General features: G+C 40.1%; 18 protein-coding genes. 8 read left to right on the top strand and 10 right to left on the bottom strand.

Translation table 11 applies throughout. The features are described 5' to 3' along the window. Positions 1 to 3: 3 nt before the first annotated feature. From WG905_RS02300 to pyrF, 5 genes are all read right to left on the bottom strand, one after another. A complete protein-coding gene (locus WG905_RS02300) occupies positions 4 to 2,556 on the bottom strand; it encodes a DNA translocase FtsK (RefSeq protein ID WP_339590075.1) in 2,553 nt (850 codons plus the stop codon). Positions 2,557 to 2,664: 108 nt separating this feature from the next. After that, complete coding sequence (locus tag WG905_RS02295; protein ID WP_339590074.1) at positions 2,665 to 2,886, bottom strand: PspC domain-containing protein; 222 nt, start codon at positions 2,884 to 2,886, stop codon at positions 2,665 to 2,667. 2 nt (positions 2,887 to 2,888) lie between these two features. Continuing rightward, on the bottom strand, positions 2,889 to 4,169 hold the full coding sequence (locus tag WG905_RS02290; RefSeq protein ID WP_339590073.1) for a DUF2851 family protein: 1,281 nt from the start codon (positions 4,167 to 4,169) through the stop codon (positions 2,889 to 2,891). A gap of 33 nt (positions 4,170 to 4,202) precedes the next feature. After that, complete coding sequence (locus tag WG905_RS02285; RefSeq protein WP_339590072.1) at positions 4,203 to 5,108, bottom strand: DMT family transporter; 906 nt, start codon at positions 5,106 to 5,108, stop codon at positions 4,203 to 4,205. After that, positions 5,102 to 5,932: an orotidine-5'-phosphate decarboxylase gene (gene pyrF / locus WG905_RS02280; protein ID WP_339590071.1), complete on the bottom strand. Its 831-nt coding sequence runs from the start codon at positions 5,930 to 5,932 to the stop codon at positions 5,102 to 5,104. The genes WG905_RS02285 and pyrF overlap by 7 nt, the downstream gene beginning before the upstream one ends. Positions 5,933 to 6,196: 264 nt before the next feature. Between pyrF and rho the strand changes: the two genes are divergently transcribed. The 3 genes from rho (at position 6,197) to purS (ending at position 8,841) form a co-directional block, all read left to right on the top strand. Continuing rightward, entirely contained in the window at positions 6,197 to 7,834 is a 1,638-nt protein-coding gene (gene rho, locus WG905_RS02275) for a transcription termination factor Rho (RefSeq protein WP_339590070.1), read from the top strand. Between the two features lie 3 nt (positions 7,835 to 7,837). Then, positions 7,838 to 8,518 (top strand): CDP-diacylglycerol--serine O-phosphatidyltransferase, encoded by a 681-nt coding sequence (pssA, locus tag WG905_RS02270; RefSeq protein ID WP_339590069.1) that lies wholly within the window; start codon positions 7,838 to 7,840, stop codon positions 8,516 to 8,518. Between the two features lie 68 nt (positions 8,519 to 8,586). Beyond that, positions 8,587 to 8,841 carry a phosphoribosylformylglycinamidine synthase subunit PurS gene (gene purS / locus WG905_RS02265; RefSeq protein WP_339590068.1) on the top strand — a complete coding sequence of 85 codons (255 nt, stop codon included), beginning with the start codon at positions 8,587 to 8,589 and terminating at the stop codon, positions 8,839 to 8,841. On the opposite strand, the gene WG905_RS02260 is transcribed toward purS, so the two are convergent. Continuing rightward, positions 8,831 to 9,214 carry an Hpt domain-containing protein gene (locus tag WG905_RS02260; RefSeq protein ID WP_339590067.1) on the bottom strand — a complete coding sequence of 128 codons (384 nt, stop codon included), beginning with the start codon at positions 9,212 to 9,214 and terminating at the stop codon, positions 8,831 to 8,833. The genes purS and WG905_RS02260 overlap by 11 nt on opposite strands. A gap of 18 nt (positions 9,215 to 9,232) precedes the next feature. Further along, entirely contained in the window at positions 9,233 to 9,727 is a 495-nt protein-coding gene (gene folK, locus WG905_RS02255; RefSeq protein WP_339590066.1) for a 2-amino-4-hydroxy-6-hydroxymethyldihydropteridine diphosphokinase, read from the bottom strand. Positions 9,728 to 9,846: 119 nt separating this feature from the next. Here folK and sppA point away from each other — a divergent pair, with 119 nt between their 5' ends. Genes sppA through WG905_RS02230 form a run of 5 tightly spaced genes read left to right on the top strand, consistent with a single transcriptional unit; the run spans position 9,847 to position 15,459 of the window. Further along, on the top strand, positions 9,847 to 11,613 hold the full coding sequence (gene sppA, locus WG905_RS02250) for a signal peptide peptidase SppA (protein WP_339590065.1): 1,767 nt from the start codon (positions 9,847 to 9,849) through the stop codon (positions 11,611 to 11,613). A gap of 8 nt (positions 11,614 to 11,621) precedes the next feature. Further along, positions 11,622 to 13,301 carry a helix-hairpin-helix domain-containing protein gene (locus WG905_RS02245; RefSeq protein ID WP_339590064.1) on the top strand — a complete coding sequence of 560 codons (1,680 nt, stop codon included), beginning with the start codon at positions 11,622 to 11,624 and terminating at the stop codon, positions 13,299 to 13,301. 16 nt (positions 13,302 to 13,317) lie between these two features. After that, positions 13,318 to 13,920 (top strand): DUF4254 domain-containing protein, encoded by a 603-nt coding sequence (locus tag WG905_RS02240; RefSeq protein ID WP_339590063.1) that lies wholly within the window; start codon positions 13,318 to 13,320, stop codon positions 13,918 to 13,920. A 2-nt stretch (positions 13,921 to 13,922) separates the two neighbouring features. Beyond that, on the top strand, positions 13,923 to 14,960 hold the full coding sequence (locus WG905_RS02235) for a glycosyltransferase family 9 protein (RefSeq protein WP_339590062.1): 1,038 nt from the start codon (positions 13,923 to 13,925) through the stop codon (positions 14,958 to 14,960). Further along, positions 14,953 to 15,459: a SixA phosphatase family protein gene (locus WG905_RS02230; RefSeq protein ID WP_339590061.1), complete on the top strand. Its 507-nt coding sequence runs from the start codon at positions 14,953 to 14,955 to the stop codon at positions 15,457 to 15,459. Before WG905_RS02235 ends, WG905_RS02230 begins: the two co-directional genes overlap by 8 nt. Positions 15,460 to 15,464: 5 nt before the next feature. Here WG905_RS02230 and WG905_RS02225 read toward each other — a convergent pair whose 3' ends face one another. The 3 genes from WG905_RS02225 to clpP form a co-directional block, all read right to left on the bottom strand. Next, positions 15,465 to 16,325, bottom strand: coding sequence for an AMP nucleosidase (locus WG905_RS02225; protein ID WP_339590060.1), 861 nt, complete (start codon positions 16,323 to 16,325; stop codon positions 15,465 to 15,467). 97 nt (positions 16,326 to 16,422) lie between these two features. After that, a complete protein-coding gene (gene clpX / locus WG905_RS02220) occupies positions 16,423 to 17,664 on the bottom strand; it encodes an ATP-dependent Clp protease ATP-binding subunit ClpX (RefSeq protein ID WP_339590059.1) in 1,242 nt (413 codons plus the stop codon). Position 17,665: 1 nt separating this feature from the next. Further along, entirely contained in the window at positions 17,666 to 18,361 is a 696-nt protein-coding gene (gene clpP, locus WG905_RS02215; RefSeq protein WP_339590058.1) for an ATP-dependent Clp endopeptidase proteolytic subunit ClpP, read from the bottom strand. Between the last annotated feature and the right edge of the window lie 43 nt (positions 18,362 to 18,404).

Below are 18,404 nucleotides of genomic sequence, written 5' to 3'. Positions count from 1 at the left end.
AGGCTATTTACTTTTTAAGTTATCCAAGAACTGTTCCAAAGCATAATCATCGGGAATTAAAACCTCCCTGGCCTTACTGCCTTCAAATGGCCCAACTATACCTGCAGCTTCCAGCTGGTCAATAATCCGACCTGCCCTGTTATAACCCAATTTCATTTTACGCTGTATCAATGAGGTTGAGCCCTGCTGGTGCATTACAATCAGTCTTGCTGCATCCTCAAACATGGCATCGCGGTCTGAAGCATCAAAGTCCATTTTAGCATTTTCTGCTGCCTCATCAACATACTCAGGTAATTGGTAAGCCTCAGGATAACCTCGCTGGTTGCCAATAAACTCTGAGATGCGGTCAACCTCGGGGGTGTCCACAAAAGCACATTGTAGTCGAATCAGGTCATTTCCGGTTGATAAAAGCATATCACCCCTACCGATCAGCTGATCGGCACCTCCACTATCAAGGATAGTCCGGGAATCTATTTTCGACAAAACCCTGAAGGCAAGCCTTGCCGGGAAATTCGCCTTAATGGTACCAGTAATGATATTCACAGAAGGCCTTTGGGTGGCGAGCACCAGATGAATACCGACAGCCCTTGCAAGTTGTGCCAGCCGCGCAATCGGGGTTTCTACTTCTTTTCCGGCAGTCATCATTAAGTCTGCAAACTCATCCACCACCAATACGATATAAGGCAAAAAGCGATGTGAATTATTCGGGTTCAACTTCCGTTTTACAAACTTCTCATTATACTCCTTGATATTCCTTACCTGTGCATCTTTCAACAAATCATAACGCTGATCCATTTCAATGCATAAAGAATTTAAGGTGGTGATCACTTTCTTGGTATCGGTGATAATGGCATCGGCCTCACCAGGTAATTTGGCTAAAAAGTGACGCTCAATTTTATTAAATAAGGTTAACTCTACTTTTTTCGGGTCAACAAGTACAAATTTAAGTTGGGAAGGATGCTTTTTATAAAGCAGGGACACGAGGATCGCATTAATCCCCACCGATTTACCCTGACCTGTAGCTCCGGCAACCAATAAGTGTGGCATTTTAGCCAAATCACCAATGTAGACCTCGTTGGAAATGGTTTTCCCCAAAGCAATAGGTAACTCCATGGTAGATTGCTGAAATTTTTCGGTCGCTAAAATACTGCGCATGGAGACCATCTCTGGCTTCAGGTTAGGCACCTCAATTCCAATGGTACCCTTACCAGGCATCGGTGCGATGATCCGAATCCCTAAAGCGGCCAAGCTTAGCGCAATATCATCCTCAAGGTTCTTGATCTTCGAGATTCTAACGCCTGGTGCAGGAATAATCTCATACAAAGTTACCGTGGGACCAATAGTGGCTTTTATTTTATCGATTTCAATATTATAATGATTAAGGGTTTCAACAATTTTATTTTTGTTGATCTCTAACTCTTCTGCATCTACAGATATTTTATTGGAGCCATAATTTTCCAGCAAGTCCAAATGAGGGTATTTATAACTGGCCAGGTCTAGCGTAGGATCGTAAGTGCCAAACTGCTCTACCAATTCCTCAGATTTTTTTTCCTCTTCGGTCTTTTCAATGGTTAACTCAGGCACTTCCTTTTCTACTTCAGCTTCGACAACCAGCGGCACATGCATTACATTTTTAACAGGTTCCTGAACCGGCGGAACAGGTACTTTTTCCACCACAGGCTCTTCATAACGGCTCGGCGTTAAAACTACGTTTTGCGGTTTCTTTTTCTGGTTGGCATACCTGTCGTTTACTGAAAACTCTATAGGCTCTGTCTTAATTTCATTTTCCAGCTCTGCTTTTCCGGTGAAATCAGGCATATCCTGATCTTCAGGAGCATCATCGACATCAGGTAAATGATGCTTGCGTGCCGGAAGTTTGAAATCTATGTTATAGGCAATGATCAGAATGGTTAATGCTAAAAAGGCAAGCAGGCCGCCTACACCAGCAGCACCCAATTGAGCTGCAAGTAATTTATTGGACCAGTATCCGAATTCACCCTCCAGGAAATGTGGTGCATCACTAAAAAAAGAATGAAAAAAGCCGAAAGTTAAGGACAGGAACAGCAGGAAAAACAAGCTGTAGCCAAGTGTCTTTTCCAAAGTAAAAATCTTCACCTTGAAAAGCAGACGATAGCCGATCACAAAAAAAACGAAGATGAATAAAAAGGAAGCCAGTCCGAACCATTCGTAAATGAATTGATGCGACAATAAGGCACCGAATTTTCCAAGCCAGTTTTGAACCACAGGTGTAAGGTTTGCGGCCTTCAGCTCATCAAAGGTTTTGAACAAATTTCCCCAGCCGCCATTAGCATCAATTACATAACTGTAATCATCTTGCCAGGTAAACAAGTAGGAAGTGAATGCAATGAGAAAATACAGTGAGAGGATGATAAAAAACAGCCCGAGTATTTTAATGAACCTTCCGTGCTGGAAGTCAAAATGGGGAAGGTATTCAAATCTGTCCCTTGGCGAGTTTGAGGATGATCTGGCACCTGACTTACCACCGGATTCGTTTTTGAATGAGTTAGATTTAAATTGGTTTCCCTTTAGCGCCATTTTTTTTATTCGTATAGATAATCAACAAATATAAATATATAGTTGTATGTATTCAGTATTCTAAACAGAACACATCAATATTTATAGATTGTTGAATTCCTGAAATATTTAAACATCCCAGATTCTTAGCCTGATTTTTTTTATGTAACGACGGACATCCAATACTAATGCTGCAAGCACGTAAAATATGATCGGAAAGCCTACTGCAAGGAAAGAGGAGTAAATAAAAAAAAGCCGTATTTTACTGATAGACATACCCAGCTTTTCTGCAAGATAGGTACACACCCCAAAACTCTGTTTTTCGAAAAAGGTAACCAGTTGTTGAAACATTGTTATTTGTTTAGTATTTTGATTCCGATATTACAATTTAAGCATTTTTTTTGACTGCAATAGCTTTTATTCAATTGTAAAACTGCCTGCGATGAAAAAGCACTGTCTACGTTAACTCCCGCAAATTTATATTTTTCTGTGATGGAATTCTTTTCAGCGGGTAAAAAATTCAGCAGGTCAAAAGCTTTGTCAACATATTTTTCCTGATCGGTATACTTTCCATAAACGTATAAAAAAAGACAAATGGTATTGATCAAAATATTTTCTATGGAAGATTTACCGATTTGTACACTTACTTTGTTGGTGACCTTGTTGAAATGATAATGATCCTCCCAATACAAATGCATTGGCAAATTCTGGAACAACGTATAATAAGCTGAAAAATCCCTTATTTCTAATAGCTTGGTAAACAAGTTTGGATGCTGCAATAAAAGTGCCGAATATTGCGCTATTCTGATGGTTGGGAAATTTTGTGGCCTCATTCTCAGAAACTTCCACAATGAAGTATCTATTGGCTCGAGCCGGTGCTTACGTTTTAAATGGGCATATTCTTTCCTTAAACTTTCTGGATAAGGTTCCTCGAAATGACCATTCAAAAACCCCGCTTGTCCAAATAACAAGGCCTCAAACTGCAGTGGACTCTGTTGGTACTTCTTTAAAATCAATGGATCGAGAGAAGATGCCAGGAGCTCAAAAGGGCTGGCATTCACTTTAAAACCGAAACTTCTCGCAAGGAAATTGTAGAAAGTCCGCTCCCAGTCTCCTTTATAATAGTCAAGCTGCTGTTGGATTGCGAGCGTCTTTACCTCCAACCGTTCCACCAGTTGCCGGTTTAAAAATCCATTGATGATCATGCTGTTCACGCCAGATAAGTGTTTCTCACAGGGGAAATGGTTGGCATTGGTAATTAAAGCATGGTAGTTGTACCATAAGGCCTCATCAAACATTCCTTTTAATACCAATACTGGAATCTCGCAGCCGTTCTTCCTGTAAATGGGCTGATCATTTTCATAAACCACATGTAGGATGATATTGTCATAAGCTGCATCATGATCGTGGTGATGCAGGAGCCAGTCTGAAGATTTCAAATGTATCTCTACATGCCCCGCCCATAGGGTTTCATCAATTCTTAATTTAGCTTCAAGGAAGTCCGGGCCCGCATTTTTATTTAACAAGCCGGGATTCATAACTTGAAGTTGACCACGAGGATGACATTGAAGCGAGGGGCTGTTATACAGCCTGAATTTCCAGATGAAATGCAAAAAGTCTTCTTTGAACTGCATCTCCTAAAGCTATCAAAACGGTTTTATCTACGTTTAACTTATTTTTTCTTTTTTAGTGTAATTAGTAATGACAATTCCCGAAATAATCAACACCGTTGCAATAATTATATCCTTGGTAATCACTTCATCTAAAATAAGCCATCCGAGGAAAATGGCGATGATGGTGTTAAAGTATGATAAAATAGAAGTTTTAACTGCCGACACTTTTTTAAGTGCATAATGGAAGCAAAAGAAACCCACCACTGAACCAAAAACACCCAGGTACACAATGGCCAGGAAGCTGTTCAAACTCCAGGAATCAACAGCCGTATCACTGGAGAACAGAAAGGCGAACAACCATTGAATAACAGCTGAGAAGACGAATTGATAGAACAAATCGAGAAAGATGTTCTCCGTTTGTTGCACATTCTTTTTAATGTAAATTGTACCTGTTGCCCAACCAAGAATGGCCAGCGAAAGAAACATGATTCCTGTTTTGTAGTCGGGGTCCAATAAATCACCCAGTCCTTGTCTGAATAGAAAAGCAACGCCTAAAAACCCCAACAACACCCCGGCAAAACCTTTAAAGGACGGTTTTTGGAGTTTAAACACGACGCTGCCCAAAAACACGACCAATGGCACCAGTGAAATGAGCAAGGAGGTTAACCCGCTCGGAATAGTTTGTTCAGCAACTGTAGTCAAACCATTGGAAATAACGATCATTAAAAAAGACAGGATGATTTGCCTGCGCAAATGCGGCCATCCTAAATATTTCAACTCTCCTCTGGAAACCAGGACCGCTAATAAAATCAATGACGCAATGCTCTGCCTGATGGCTGTCACAAACCAGGGAGGAATGGTTTCTACTGCAATCCTGATTCCTAAATAGGTGGTACCCCAGATGATCGCGACCCCCATCAATGCAAAGAGCAGTTTAAAATCTAACTTTGCATTTAGCATAATCCTTTTTCAGAAAGGATGATCTCCATTTCTTTTTGCAGCTTTAAAGCTTCTTCCCTTGCCTTCTCAGCGAAATCTAAACCATTACCTGCATAAATAATTCCCCTTGAGGAGTTGACCAATAAACCGCATTGATCATTAAGGCCATATTCACAGACATCCTTAAGACTGCCACCTTGTGCCCCAACACCCGGAACCAATAAGAAATTGTCTGGTGCAAGGCGACGGATGTTCTTAAACTCCGCGCCCCTGGTAGCGCCAACAACATACATGAGTTGTTCGCTGTTAGCCCAGGTCGAAGAAATTCTGATCACTTCCTCATACAACTTTCCTTCAGGACAAGACTGTAACTGGAAATCACTGTGACCTGAATTGGAGGTCAGTGCCAGCAGGATTACCCATTTATCGGGGTAATTTAAAAATGGCACAACAGAATCGTTCCCCATATAGGGAGCCACTGTAACGGCATCAAAACTCATTTCTGATTTTTCTTCGTTGAAAAAAGCATCTGCATACATGGCTGATGTATTCCCTATATCGCCTCTTTTCGCATCGGCAATAGTAAAGATATCTTTAGGTATGTATTTCCAGGTATCTAACAGACTTTGCCAGCCTTTTATGCCCCGGGCTTCGTAAAAAGCAGTATTTGGCTTATAAGCTACACAAATATCCTGGGTTGCATCGATCAGTTGTTTATTGAATTCTAATATCGGATCTTTATATTTTAACAGATGCGGGGGTACTTTCTCTATGACAGGATCAAGACCTACACATAAAAATGATCGCTTCTTTTTTATTTCTTCAAATAATTGGGCTTTGTTCATTTCTCGAATTTTGCTGCAAATATGCCAATTTAAACAAGGAAATAATCAGTATCTTTGTACATTATCTGAAAATAGTTTTTAATTATTTTCATTTTTTCTTGGAGATTAATTTACAAATACATACAATTGCATCATAATTCTCTAAAAGTTATCTGATCATTTCCAGAAAATCTCAACATTTGTTTCAAAATCTTAGTCATAATTGCGTTTTTTACGCTTCTCAATCAATAATTTCTTTTAATAAAAATTCTCTACAACTATATAATGTTTAATAAAACAGAATTAAATGAAAAACTCACTGCAGAATTGCGTGAGCTGGCAAAAGCTCAGGGTATTTTAAATGCTGACGAGTTGCGGAAGGCTGAACTTGTGGAAATCATTGCTCAAATTAAAGAGCAAGCTGCAGTTCCTGAATTAACAGAAGCCGATCCTGCTCCACAAAAAATTACAAAACCAAGATTAGCAAAGGCAAGCACCGGCGAAAAACCGGCAAGAAAGCGTTCCCGCATTGCTTCAAAAGATGAAATGGATACGCCATCAAATAAGAGTACTTTATTTGATGAACCATTAATCAAACCTTTTGAAAATCTTCCGGAAGTATTGGCAGAAGACAGAACAGTAACCCCTGAAGTTCAGGAAATAAAGAAGCCTGCTGACGAAATAACAGAGGCTGCCCCTGCTATTAACAACCTGCCTGAGCAACGTAAAAACAAACCTGCAAGAGATGACAACAGACCTAAAAGTCCTGTAAGTAAATCTAACGAAAATAGTTATTCAAACCTTGACTTTGATAATACCATTACCAATGAAGGGGTATTGGAAATCATGCCTGACGGTTATGGCTTTTTAAGATCAGCAGACTATAATTATTTGTCTTCTCCGGATGACATTTATGTATCGCAATCTCAAATCAAATTATTTGGCCTAAAAACTGGTGATACAGTGAAAGGAAGTATAAGACCTCCAAAAGAGGGAGAAAAATATTTTCCACTGGTAAGGGTTGAAACAATAAACGGCCGTTTGCCTGCAGAGGTGCGTGACCGCGTTCCTTTTGATTACCTGACACCATTGTTCCCAACTGAAAAATTTAACCTTTCTAACGACTCTAACAACTATTCAACTCGTATCATTGATTTATTTACCCCGATCGGTAAAGGTCAGCGTGGTTTAATTGTTGCACAACCAAAAACGGGTAAAACGAACCTTTTAAAAGAAGTGGCCAATGCGATTGCAAATAACCACCCTGAGGTTTACCTGATTATTCTCCTGATTGATGAAAGACCTGAGGAGGTAACAGACATGGCCAGAAGTGTGAGAGCTGAAGTTATTGCTTCTACATTTGATGAGCCTGCTGAACGTCATGTTAAAATTGCCAATATTGTTTTGGAAAAAGCAAAGCGACTGGTAGAATGCGGACACGATGTGGTTATCCTCTTAGATTCTATTACCCGCTTGGCAAGGGCTTACAATACAACAGCACCGGCCTCTGGAAAAATCTTATCTGGTGGTGTGGACGCCAATGCTTTGCATAAACCTAAACGTTTCTTTGGTGCAGCCAGAAATATTGAAAGAGGTGGTTCATTAACTATCCTTGCTACGGCATTAACGGATACAGGTTCTAAAATGGATGAGGTTATTTTCGAAGAGTTTAAAGGTACCGGTAACATGGAGCTTCAGCTGGATCGTAAATTATCCAACAAAAGAATATTCCCTGCCATCGACATCACGGCTTCAAGTACCAGAAGAGATGATTTACTGCACGACAGGGACACCTTGCAACGTGTATGGATATTGCGTAACCACTTGGCTGATATGAATGCTCAGGAAGCAATGGAATTTGTTCAGGCACAAATAAAAAACACAAAATCTAACGAAGAATTTTTAATATCGATGAATAGCTAGTCCATGAAGAAACATATCCCTAATGCATTAACGTGCGCAAACCTCCTGTCGGGATGTATTGGTATTGTATTTGCCTTTAAAGGGGATTTAAACATTGCAGCTTACGCTGTCCTTATTTCGGGAATCTTTGATTTTTTTGATGGATTTTCTGCCCGGTTGTTGCATGTAAAATCAGAAATGGGGAAAGAATTGGACTCACTTGCAGACGTGATCAGCTTTGGTTTTTTACCCGGAGTAGTCATGTTCCAGCTCATTACCCAAAGTAACCAATCTACCCCTTACCTGCCCTATGTTGCTTTCCTGATTACGATCTTTTCGGCAGTCAGACTTGCAAAATTTAACATCGACACCAGACAATCAGAAGATTTCATAGGTTTAAATACGCCTATGAACTCTTTGTTTATTGTCTCACTCCCTTTTATCAATCAACAATACCCAGGAATATTGGACTCTACCCTTTTGCTGATTGGAATTACCATTCTGGTGAGTTGGCTGTTGGTCTCAGAAATCAAGATCTATTCACTGAAATTTGGAACCTTAAATTGGAAAGACAATAAAGTGAAATACATTTTCCTGATGATATCTGCAGTGTTGATTGCTTTTCTTAAATTTGCCGCTATTCCGATTGTATTAATTTTATATATCAGTTCCTCCTTTTTGCATTTTAAAGACGACCTATTATAATAAAACAACCGCATGAATAGTAAATGTTACTACTCATGCGGTCCTTCAATATCATTTAAAATAAAGTTATGATGAAGTATATTGCAGAAATCGACGTCATGCCTAAAAAAGAGATCCTGGATCCTCAAGGTAAAGCAGTAACAGGAAGCATGAAAAACCTGGGTCTTTCCGACATTACGAATGTGCGGATAGGCAAACACATTACTTTAGAAGTGGCGGCTGCTACGGAGGATATCGCTAAGGAGAAAATAGATGCAGCATGTAGAAACCTCCTGGCTAACCTGATTATGGAAAGTTATAGTTATAAGCTCATTAAAGCTTAATACTTTTCTCCAGATCAGCTTTTGCATCATCAAGTTGTTTATTCAACACCTGAATGAACTCATTTATCTCTGTAAATTTCAGCGGTAATTGATCTATATTGTTCTGATCACGTGCATCATCCTCCATTACTTGCATGTGTTTCTTTGCATCTTCCCTGCCGATGTAAGAAAAAGTGGGTTTTATTTTATGTGCACAACTTGATACCCGCGGCCAATCCTGAGCTGCAATTGCCTGTTGAAGATCCGCCATATAGATCGGTGTTTGCTGTTTGAACATATCAATCATTTCCACCATAAATTCAGCACTGTCTCCAGACATTTCTCTTAAGTAAGAGAGATCAAGCGGGATGTTGTTTTTTTCTTCGTTGAGCATTTGACAAAATTAAGGAAATTATACCTTCAATACAGTTAAATTATCTTGCATACATTGCAGTAGTTCTGCTACAGTTTTTTTGAATACCGGATGTTCAACATTACCGGCAATTTCAGCCATGGGCACCATGACGAACTTCCGCTTATGCATTTCCGGATGGGGAACCTGAAGTTTTTCGGGAATATCAATGATTTCATCACCATAAAACATAAGGTCAATATCGATCAGTCTGGCGCCCCATTTCTCCAGGCGTATTCTACCCAGTTCTTTTTCAATGGCTAAGGCACTTTCCAATACTTCCAGTGGCGACAGGGTAGTTTTTACGGCCAGCGCGAGGTTTAAAAACCGCGGTTGGTCTTCTTTGCCCCAGGCCGCTGTTTCATAAAATGATGATCTCGTTTGTAGGGGCCCTATATGGTTAATGATTAAAACAATGGCTTCTTCAATCAATCGATAGCGATCACCTAAATTACTTCCCAGTAACAAATAAACTACTTTAGTGTCCAATACCATATAAACAGGTTAATTTTTAACCGGCCTAAAGTTAGGAAACATTTGTGAGCTTTTGTTTTTTTAAACCGAAGCTCAAATAGGATAACTATATTTACAGAATAATAATATTTAAACTTTTTATGAGAGATTTTTTCAAGTATGTCTTTGCTACAGTCGTAGGATTTATTATATCCATATTCGTCATTAGCATATTTTTCATCATCATAATTGTTGGAATTGTATCTTCCATTAGTGAAGATAAAAAGGTCGATGTGGCCGCCAACAGTGTCCTGCACTTAAATCTTGATCAAAAAATTGAGGAGCGCACACCGAACAAGCGATTTGAGAATATACCGCTTATCGGCTCTGATGAAAAAACTATTGGCATCCGGGACTTGATCCAGGCGCTGCGGAAAGCAAAAACAGATGACAATATCAAAGCTGTTTATCTCACCACCACCTCTCCTTCTGCGGGTAAAGCTACCCTTAAAGAGATCAGGGATGCGTTAATTGATTTCAAAACCAGCAAAAAGCCAATCATTGCTTATAGTGAAGTATATTCTCAGGATGCTTACTATATAGCTTCTGCAGCGGATAAAGTTTATCTGAACCCACAAGGTGCTTTGGAATTTAAAGGCTTTAGATCGGAATTAATGTTCTTTAAAGGTGCACTGGAGAAAATGGGTGTCGAAGCCCAGATCATCCGGGTGGGAAACTATAAAAGTGCTGTTGAGCCTTTTACCAACGAGAAAATGAGTGACTATAACCGTCAGCAGGTAACTGCATATGTAACGGGCTTATACCATACCTTTTTGGATGGAATAGCGCAAACCAGGAAAATATCAAGAGATAGCTTACATACATGGGCCAATAATTATAGTATCCAACAACCAAAAGACGCTTTGTCTTATAAAATGGTGGATGGCCTGCGTTACAAAGATGAAGTTATTGATGAACTGAAAAAGCTGAGCCGCACTAAAAAAACAGGAACCATCAGCACGGTATCCATCAATGATTATGCAGATAATGTAGCTCACGAAAAGAAGACAGGCAAAAAGAAAATCGCCATCATTTATGCCAATGGTAACATCATCAGCGGCGAGGGAAGTGATGAAACAATTGGTTCAGAACGGGTATCACGTGCCATCAGGAAAGCCAGGTTGGACACCAATGTGAAGGCTATTGTTTTACGGGTGAATTCTGGTGGTGGCAGTGCGCTGGCATCAGATGTGATTTGGAGAGAGGTGTTGCTCAGCAAAAAAGCAAAACCTGTGATTGCTTCCTTTGGTGATATCGCTGCTTCGGGTGGCTATTACATCGCCTGTGCTGCAGACTCCATCTTTGTGCAGCCGAACACCATTACCGGTTCTATTGGTGTATTTGGTATCATCCCAAATCTTCAAAACTTACTAAACAACAAATTGGGGATTACTTTTGATGGCGTAAAAACAGCGAAGTATGCTGATATCATGAGTGTTAATCGTCCGATGACTCCCGGCGAAAGATTTATCATTCAAAATGAGGTCAACCTTATTTATGACACTTTTATCACCAGGGTGGCAGATGGCCGTAAACGTTCGAAAACATATGTTGATTCCATTGGTGGCGGACATGTTTGGGTGGGTACTGACGCCGTTAGAAATGGTCTTGCTGATCGTATAGGTAGTTTCGATGATGCCATTGTTGCTGCAGCTAAAAAAGCTAAATTATCAGAATACAGAGTTGTAGAGTATCCTGAAAAGATAGATCCATTAAAATCTTTAATGGAAAGTTCTACAGATAAAATTAAACTGTACTATACAAAACAGGAGCTTGGTGATAATTTCATGCTGTTCCAACAAGCAAAAAACGCCATTCTCAATTCAGGAATTCAGGCTCGTATGCCTTTTGAAATTAAAGTACAGTAAATTTATTCATGGAAAACAAAACCATTGCCCGTTCCCTTCGTTTGCTGTCCCAATTAATGGAGCTCAACCAGGGTAACGCTTTTAAAATTAAATCTGTGGCCAATGCGGCCTTTAAAATTGATAAACTTCCTTTCGCTATCAAGAGCAAAAGCCTGGAAGAAATAGAAAAAATAGATGGCCTGGGTAAAAGCATGTCCTCAAAAGTATGGGAGCTTTTAACGGTAGGAACAATGGCTGATCTTGAGCAGATCCTTGCTGATACCCCCGAAGGCATTGTGGAAATGCTTGGCATTAAAGGCATAGGCCCGAAAAAGATTGTCGTGATCTGGAAAGACCTCGGTATCGAAAATATAGGTGAATTGTATTATGCCTGCAACGAAAACAGATTGATAGAAGCTAAAGGCTTCGGACTGAAAACACAGGAGGAAATCAGAAAAGTCATTGAATTTAAAATGGCTGCTGCCGGGAAGTTTCTTTATGCCCAGGCAGAACACCTGGTCAATGAGTTACATACAGATCTTTCCTTATGGCTTAATAACTTTGAATCTGCACCCTTAATAGAAATTGCAGGCGACTACCGCCGTCGTTGTGAGATCATCGAGGACCTGGTTTTTATCATTGGCACCGATAACGCGGAATCTACAGCATCAAAATTATACTTATTTGATTCGGTCGAATTTGAAAAACAGGCTGATGAATCCTATCTCGCCGCCACTCCTTTTGGCTTGAATGTGAAACTGCAGCTGGTTAATAAAGCTGATTTTTACCTGCAGCTGTTCACCTCAACCGGTAATACAGCACACGTGAATGAAGTATTGGCAATGGCTGGTGCAGGCGATTATTTGTCAGAGGCTGCAATTTACGAGAAAGCAAAACTTGCTTATATAGCACCTGAATTAAGAGAAGGTGGAAAGGAAATCCATCTCGCTAAAGAGAACAAGTTACCCATACTCATTACAGAAAAAGATCTTAAAGGAACCTTACATAACCATTCTACCTGGAGCGATGGCGTGCATACCCTTGAACAGATGGCTGTATTTTGCAAGGAAGATCTGCAACTGGAATATCTGGGTATCTGCGACCATTCCAAATCGGCGTTTTATGCTAACGGACTTAATGAACAAAGGGTTTATGCCCAGCAGCAGGAAATTGATGCACTGAACATAAAGCTGGCACCTTTTAAGATTTTCAAGGGCATTGAAAGTGATATTCAATTTGATGGTTCACTTGATTACCCGGAGGAGATTTTGAAGACCTTCGATTTTGTGGTGGCGTCCATCCACAGTAATATCAAAATGGATGAGGAAAAAGCAACAGCACGGTTAATCAAGGCTATCGAAAATCCTTATACCACTATCTTAGGTCACCCGACAGGCAGGTTGTTATTGAGTAGAAAAGGCTACCCTATTGACTATGCAAAAGTGATAGATGCTTGTGCCGCCAATAATGTCGTTATTGAAATCAATGCAAACCCCTTACGCCTGGACCTGGATTGGCGCTGGCATAATTATGCCCTTGAGAAAGGTGTATTATTATCCATTAATCCTGATGCACACCGGATGGAAGGTTTCAAAGACATGCACTATGGAACGTTGGTGGCAAGAAAGGGTGGTTTAGCAGCCACACAATGTTTAAATGCCTTCACGCTGACAGACATTACAGAATATTTCAACAATAAAAATAGATAATAGCTACCTTTATCGAATGATTAGTTCAATTGCCAACAAGATATTTGAAGAGGTGATCAATGATTATCACCTACACAATAACATTGATCAACCTATACAAAATCCATACAACCTCCATACCCTCGAGCACCTGCTCTACCTGAAATGCTGGATTGATACTGTGCAATGGCATATGGAAGATGTGGTCCGCAACCCTGAAATCGACCCCGTGGAAGGTTTACAATGGAAAAGAAGAATCGACAAATCTAACCAGGAACGTACAGATGTGGTGGAATTTATCGATAGCTACTTCCTTGAAGAATTCAAATATGTAGCCCCTAAAAAGGATGCAAAAATTAACTCAGAGAGTCCGGCCTGGGTGATAGACCGCTTGTCGATTCTTGCCCTCAAAGTGTTTCACATGAAGGAAGAAACATTAAGAACAGATGTTTTGGCCGAACATATTGAAGCCTGTGGTATTAAATTGAATATACTCTTGATGCAGCAGACTGATCTCTCAAGCAGTCTGGATGAATTAATTGCTGATATCAAAAGTGGAGAAAAATACATGAAAGTTTATAAACAAATGAAAATGTATAATGACCCAAATTTAAATCCTGTACTCTACGCTAAAAAATAACAATGACCAGGGCATCTAAAATATTGGTGATCCGGTTTTCTGCCATGGGAGACGTAGCGATGACGGTCCCCGTGTTGCGTGAATTCCGGCAACAGTATCCTGAAACTGCTATAATCATGGCTACCAGAGGCCTTTTTGAGCCTTTTTTCAAAGATGTCGATCACCTTGATTTCCATGCCTTTGACCCTAAAGGGAAGCACAAAGGTTTCTTCGGTTTGTTGAAATACTTCAGGGAACTTAATAAACAGGACATCACTGCAGTTGCCGATTTACACCTTAACCTCAGAAGCACTATTTTATGTATCCTGTTTTTCTTGAGTGGAAAAACAATATGCAGGTTAGATAAAGGCCGTGCTGACAAAAAAAAACTGACACGCAAGTTCAATAAAGTGCTGGTTCCGCTTCAATTGAACACAGAACGTTATGCAGATGTATTTAGAAAACTTGGTTTCCCTTTTACACTCTCACACCAACTGATCAGAAAGCAGGCAGCACCAATTAGCCCGGAACTTTTACCTTTTATCGGAGCGAATAAAACAGGCAAATTAATCGGTTTGAGTCCTTTTGCACAACACCAGCAGAAAGTTTATCCGCTTGAAAAAATGGAGTTCGTGCTGATGAAACTGGCAGAACTGAATTACAAAATATTAATTTTCGGGGGCAGCAAAGAAGAAGCAGCAATTGCAGCTCAATGGGAAGCGCAGCATGACAATATCATTTCAGTTATCAACAAGATCAACCTGGAAACAGAGCTGCAACTCATTACTCATTTAGATCTGATGGTGAGCATGGATTCTTCAGGAATGCACCTGGCCTCGTTAATGGGAATTCCAGTAGTTTCAATATGGGGAGCTACACATCCTTTTGCAGGCTTCATGGGTTATGGGCAATCCATGGATGATGCTGTTCAAATTGAGCTGGAATGCAGGCCTTGTTCCATCTATGGAAACATCCCATGTTACAGAGGAGACTTTGCCTGCATGAACAATTTATCAACTTTGGTTGTTATAGATAAGATTTTAGAAAAAATAAATGACTAAACAACTGCTGCTGATAAGACATGGAAAATCGGATAGAGATAATCCAACGATAAAAGATTTCGACAGGCCCCTTAATCACCGGGGCAATAAAAATGCCGCAGTTATGGCAGAAAAAGTCCTTAAAAAGGGTTGGTCACCCCCGCACCTCGTAAGCAGCCCCGCAAACCGTGCATGGAGTACAGCAAAACATTTCGCAAGGATATGGAATATTCCGGCAGGAGAAATTCAAACCGACATTTCCATCTACGAAGCAGATACATCGGATTTGCTGAAAGTGGTGAATCAATTCTCAAATGAGTATACAACCATCGCCATGTTTGGTCACAATCCAGGATTTACAGATTTCGCTAACTACCTCAGCGATGCCGACATCTATAATATTCCCACGTCCGGCGTAGTTGCCATTAATTTTGACGTGAATGATTGGGCAGAAATAAGCCATCATACAGGAACCCTATTGTTATTTGACTTCCCCAAAAATACGGAAGAAGCACATTAGGCTGTTTAAAACTTCAGGTGCTTCACTGTTAAGCCGTTGTTACTTAACTGCTTGAGTGAATCTATACCGATTCGTAAATGTGTTTCAACATAAGTGTTGGTTACATTACTATCACTTTCAGTAGTTTTTACCCCTTCCGGAATCATCGGCTGGTCAGACACCAATAATAAAGCACCCGTTGGAATTTTGTTAGCGAAGCCCGTGGTGAATATGGTAGCCGTTTCCATATCAACCGCCATGGCCCTTAAACTTTTAATATACTTTTTAAATTTCTTGTCATGTTCCCATACCCTACGGTTGGTGGTGTAACAGGTGCCGGTCCAGTAATCCCTGGAGTGATCCCTGATGGTGGTCGATATCGCTTTCTGAAGTGCGAAGGCAGGCAATGCCGGTACCTCAGCTGGAAGATAGTCATTTGAAGTCCCCTCTCCCCTTATCGCGGCAATCGGAAGGATAAGGTCGCCGATTTGATTCTTCTTCTTTATACCGCCGCATTTGCCCAAAAACAGCACTGCTTTAGGGGAAATAGCAGACAATAGATCGAGCATGGTTGCTGCCAGCGGACTTCCCATTCCGAAATTGATAATGGTTATGCCATTTGCAGTTACACTCTGCATCGGTTTATCAATGCCCATAATCGGTGCATTGTCATTCCATTCAGAAAACAATTGTACATATTTAGTGAAGTTGGTTAACAGAATATACTTACTGAATTGTTCCAGTGGTCTGCCTGTATACCTTGGAAGCCAGTTTTTAACAATTTCCGCCTTGGTTTTTAAACCAGGCTTAACAGGAGATTCAACTTCTTTTACTTTCTTGACCTTAGCTACCTTTAATTCTTTTTTTATATCCTTTTCTTCATTCATGGCTTCCGAGTTAGGTTATTTGTCTTCAAAATTCAACTTAGGAATCGCTGACCAAATAACAAGATAAAAAAAAATCCCCGATAAAACGGGGATTTTTCTATGCTGCTTTCAGCTTCTTAAAATCAGCCTTTTCAAATTTTTCTAAGGCATAATCCAATGTGATATTTAATTCTTTAGTACCCGGTTCAGAAGGAATATCGAACATGGCATCCAGCATGATAGCTTCACAGATAGACCTCAATCCCCTGGCACCTAATTTATACTCCATCGCTTTGTCGACAATGAAATCTAATACATCCTCATCAAAGGTTAACTTCACACCTTCAAATTCAAATAACTTCACATATTGACGGAACAAAGAATTCTTAGGTTCGGTTAATATGTTACGCAAAGCTTCTTTATCTAAGGGATCCAAGTGGGTTAATACGGGCACACGACCAATCAATTCAGGGATTAATCCAAATGATTTCAAATCCTGCGGCGTAATGTATTTATACAGATTTTTAAGGTCTAAATCCACATCGTCTTTCTTCACTTTGTACCCTACGGCCTGCGTGCGCAAACGATTGGCTATTTTACGTTCAATACCATCAAAAGCACCACCACAAATAAACAGGATGTTATTGGTGTTTACCGGGATCATTTTTTGATCAGGATGTTTACGTCCGCCCTGAGGGGGAACATTCACAATAGTACCTTCTAGTATTTTCAACAGCGCCTGTTGAACACCTTCACCGGAAACATCCCTTGTAATGGAAGGATTATCACTTTTGCGGGCAACCTTATCTACCTCATCAATATATACAATTCCACGTTCTGCCGAAGCCACGTCATAATCTGCAGCCTGCAGCAAACGTGTGAGGATGCTCTCCACATCTTCGCCCACATAACCTGCCTCTGTTAATACTGTAGCATCACAGATACAAAAAGGTACATGCAATATTTTCGCTATAGTTTTTGCAAGCAATGTTTTACCAGTTCCAGTTTCACCAACCAGCATGATGTTGGATTTTTCAATCTCAACTTCGTCTTCCTGGTTAATTTTCTGGCTTAATCTTTTGTAATGATTATATACAGCAACAGACAGCACCTTTTTTGCTGAATCCTGACCGATTACATACTTGTCAATATGTTGCTTAATTTCAATTGGCTTCAGCAAAGTTACCGAAGCATCCAGGCTTTTAGATCTTTTACTTCCCAATTCCTGTACCAGCAACTGGTTGGCCTGGGCAACACATTTATCACAGATAAATGCATCTAAGCCCTCAATAAGCATTAAAGTATCCTGCTTACCAGAACCGCAAAAAGAACAGCGAGATTCTTTATTTTGTTTAGCCATTTTATTTTTTATTGTTTACTGCTCCTAACACCTCATCAATCATTCCAAAATCTTTGGCTTCATTGGAAGTCATCCAATAATCACGATCTGAAGCTTTCTCTACCCAGTCATAAGTTTGGCCTGAATGGTCAGCAATGATGTCATAAAGCTCTTTCTTCAATTTAAGCATTTCTCTTAAATTTATTTCCATATCTGATGCTACCCCTTGCGCACCACCTGATGGTTGGTGAATCATTACCCTTGAATGGCGCAAAGCTGCCCGTTTTCCTTTGGCACCAGCAACCAACAATACGGCACCCATAGAAGCAGCCATACCTGTACAAATGGTAGCCACATCAGGCGTAATGTATTGCATTGTATCATAAATACCTAAACCAGCATATACCGAACCACCAGGTGAGTTGATATAGATCTGGATATCTCTGTTGCTATCTGTAGACTGTAAAAACAGCAATTGAGCTTGTATGATATTGGCATTTCCTTCATGAATAGCGTCACCCAGGAAGATAATGCGATCCATCATTAAACGGGAGAAAACGTCCATCTGCGCTACATTAAGTTGACGTTCCTCGATGATATAAGGAGTCATGCTTTTTGGCGACATATTAGTCTGACCTATAAAACGATCAACGTTTAAACCATTGATTCGGTGATGTTTAACTGCGTATTTTCTAAATTCGTCTTTATTTATCTTCATAAGTATATCTAAATAAGTCTCTATGTATGTAAAACTAAATTGG

The organism is Pedobacter immunditicola (genome assembly GCF_037482985.1).
Taxonomy (GTDB): Bacteria; Bacteroidota; Bacteroidia; order Sphingobacteriales; family Sphingobacteriaceae; genus Pedobacter; species Pedobacter immunditicola.
The sequence above is the reverse complement of the archived record's forward strand: the minus strand, read 5'-3'. Positions and strand labels throughout refer to the sequence as shown.

Excerpts from the sequence above, each read along its gene's own strand:
- folK (WP_339590066.1), bottom strand. The coding sequence starts at position 9,727 with ATGGTATTGGACACTAAAGTAGTTTATTTGTTACTGGGAAGTAATTTA.
- WG905_RS02240 (WP_339590063.1), top strand. The coding sequence starts at position 13,318 with ATGATTAGTTCAATTGCCAACAAGATATTTGAAGAGGTGATCAATGAT.
- WG905_RS02290 (WP_339590073.1), bottom strand. The coding sequence starts at position 4,169 with ATGCAGTTCAAAGAAGACTTTTTGCATTTCATCTGGAAATTCAGGCTG.
- WG905_RS02235 (WP_339590062.1), top strand. The coding sequence starts at position 13,923 with ATGACCAGGGCATCTAAAATATTGGTGATCCGGTTTTCTGCCATGGGA.
- clpP (WP_339590058.1), bottom strand. The coding sequence starts at position 18,361 with ATGAAGATAAATAAAGACGAATTTAGAAAATACGCAGTTAAACATCAC.
- WG905_RS02245 (WP_339590064.1), top strand. The coding sequence starts at position 11,622 with ATGGAAAACAAAACCATTGCCCGTTCCCTTCGTTTGCTGTCCCAATTA.
- WG905_RS02230 (WP_339590061.1), top strand. The coding sequence starts at position 14,953 with ATGACTAAACAACTGCTGCTGATAAGACATGGAAAATCGGATAGAGAT.
- WG905_RS02295 (WP_339590074.1), bottom strand. The coding sequence starts at position 2,886 with ATGTTTCAACAACTGGTTACCTTTTTCGAAAAACAGAGTTTTGGGGTG.
- WG905_RS02285 (WP_339590072.1), bottom strand. The coding sequence starts at position 5,108 with ATGCTAAATGCAAAGTTAGATTTTAAACTGCTCTTTGCATTGATGGGG.
- clpX (WP_339590059.1), bottom strand. The coding sequence starts at position 17,664 with ATGGCTAAACAAAATAAAGAATCTCGCTGTTCTTTTTGCGGTTCTGGT.
- WG905_RS02300 (WP_339590075.1), bottom strand. The coding sequence starts at position 2,556 with ATGGCGCTAAAGGGAAACCAATTTAAATCTAACTCATTCAAAAACGAA.
- WG905_RS02225 (WP_339590060.1), bottom strand. The coding sequence starts at position 16,325 with ATGAATGAAGAAAAGGATATAAAAAAAGAATTAAAGGTAGCTAAGGTC.
- purS (WP_339590068.1), top strand. The coding sequence starts at position 8,587 with ATGATGAAGTATATTGCAGAAATCGACGTCATGCCTAAAAAAGAGATC.
- pssA (WP_339590069.1), top strand. The coding sequence starts at position 7,838 with ATGAAGAAACATATCCCTAATGCATTAACGTGCGCAAACCTCCTGTCG.
- WG905_RS02260 (WP_339590067.1), bottom strand. The coding sequence starts at position 9,214 with ATGCTCAACGAAGAAAAAAACAACATCCCGCTTGATCTCTCTTACTTA.
- rho (WP_339590070.1), top strand. The coding sequence starts at position 6,197 with ATGTTTAATAAAACAGAATTAAATGAAAAACTCACTGCAGAATTGCGT.
- sppA (WP_339590065.1), top strand. The coding sequence starts at position 9,847 with ATGAGAGATTTTTTCAAGTATGTCTTTGCTACAGTCGTAGGATTTATT.
- pyrF (WP_339590071.1), bottom strand. The coding sequence starts at position 5,932 with ATGAACAAAGCCCAATTATTTGAAGAAATAAAAAAGAAGCGATCATTT.